The 1,624-nt window shown below is 47.4% G+C and carries 2 protein-coding genes; both read right to left on the reverse strand.

The window, feature by feature from the left end:
* Window positions 1-85 precede the first annotated feature (85 nt).
* A complete protein-coding gene (locus tag Q0174_RS05985) occupies window positions 86-376 on the reverse strand; it encodes a YciI family protein (RefSeq protein WP_298042363.1) in 291 nt (96 codons plus the stop codon).
* Window positions 377-455: 79 nt separating this feature from the next.
* Window positions 456-1,624: ComEC/Rec2 family competence protein (locus tag Q0174_RS05990; RefSeq protein ID WP_298042366.1), on the reverse strand; the 1,169-nt coding region annotated here is incomplete at its 5' end.

Genomic DNA, 1,624 nt, shown 5'->3' on the forward strand with positions numbered 1-1,624 from the left:
CCTCTTTGAGATTTACGACGTCGAATATATTATCGACGTCGATATTTTCGTCGTCTATGATAAAGTGCGTCAAATTCGATCCTTACTATTCGCTAAAAAGTCGCCAAAACTCGGGCGCAAATTTCGTCGGCGCAAATTCTATGATCTCGTATTTTGCGACGCCGTTTTGAAAGAACGGATCTTGCGCGATGATCTCATCAAGCTCCGCGCGGTCTTTGGCGTTGATTAAGATGATACCGCCTGTGCGAGGGACTTTGCGCCCCGAGCAGATAAATTTATCCGCCGCATAAAATCGGTCTAAAAACGCGTTGTGCTCGTTGATGAAGCGATCGATTTCGCTAATTTCTTTAATGTAAGTGAGGTTTGCAATAAACATTTTGATCCTTTGTGAGATTTAAAGCGCGATTTTAGCATAAAATTCCAACGGATAAAATTCCCGCCGGAATTTTCGTGCGCTACGTTATAAAAAATATCGGCAAAATTCCGATTATCGCGCACGCAACTGCTGCGTAGCGAAGTTTTATCGCAGCAAGCGCGCAGATGTTTGCAAGCGCGAAAAGAAGCGGCGGAATTTGCGCCTGAAAGCTCGGCAAAGTAAAATTTAAAAACGCAAGCAGCGGCGTATCAAGCGCGCCGCCGAACCCGAATAGATGCAAAAAGATGCTCAGTGGATAAAAGATCACGAACGCGTATCCTAGCGGCATGACGCTAAGCTGCTGCAGCGAAGCGGTCGGGAAGAAATAATAGACCGCCGCGTTCATGCTGAGCCAAACGTAGAGATTGAAAAGTATGACGTTCTGCCAGAGCTTAAATTTAGGCGCGAAGTGGTGCAGGTAGAGGAAGATATACAGCACGCCCAGGCAGGAGAAATAAAATCCGATCGAAAAGGCCAGGTGCGGGAAAAACGCAAGCAGAAGCGCGACGGTGAGAAAAAGATTCGTAAATTTAAGTACGTAGAAATTTCGCATCGCGAGGTAAAACCCCACGCAGCACATCGCAAGCGAGCGCAGAAAGCTTGGCGTAAAATCAAGCACGAAGAGATATCCGCTCATCAGCACGATCACAAATACGCTAAGATCGCGCTTAGCGCTGCGGTATGGAAAGTAGCGATCCTGAAAGTAGCGGTAGATCGGCATAGCAAGCAGAAAGACCGTGCTAAAGATAATGCCCAGATGAAAGCCGCTTATGGAAATGATGTGCGCTATGCCCCAGTTCGTCACGCTGACGCGCAGCGGTTTTGAAATTTCGGTCGCAAAATACAGCGCGGAGTAAAGATCCGCCGTCATCTCATTTTCGTGCTGGGCTCGGACGAACTCTATGGCGCGCCATTTTGCCCCGGAGGGCGCAAGCTCGTCTCCGATTTTAAAATTTGGCGCGTAAAAGCGCTGCTTTAAAAAATCTAAAAATTTTACGTTTTTCGTTACGATGCCGATATTTACGCGAGCGAAGCGGTGAAATTCCCGCCCGAGTCCAGCAGTCGTGTAGAGAGTGAAATCCGCCGTTTTGAGCTTTAGCACCGTGTAGGTGCGGCCGCGCTCGTTCGTTTTGGCGTAAGCGTTTAAAATTTGCGCGTCGTAAAAAGCGTAGTTTTTCGCGCGAAATTCTCTGAATTCATAAAATTTTA

It is taken from the genome of uncultured Campylobacter sp. (assembly GCF_937996225.1).
Lineage (GTDB): Bacteria > Campylobacterota > Campylobacteria > Campylobacterales > Campylobacteraceae > Campylobacter_B.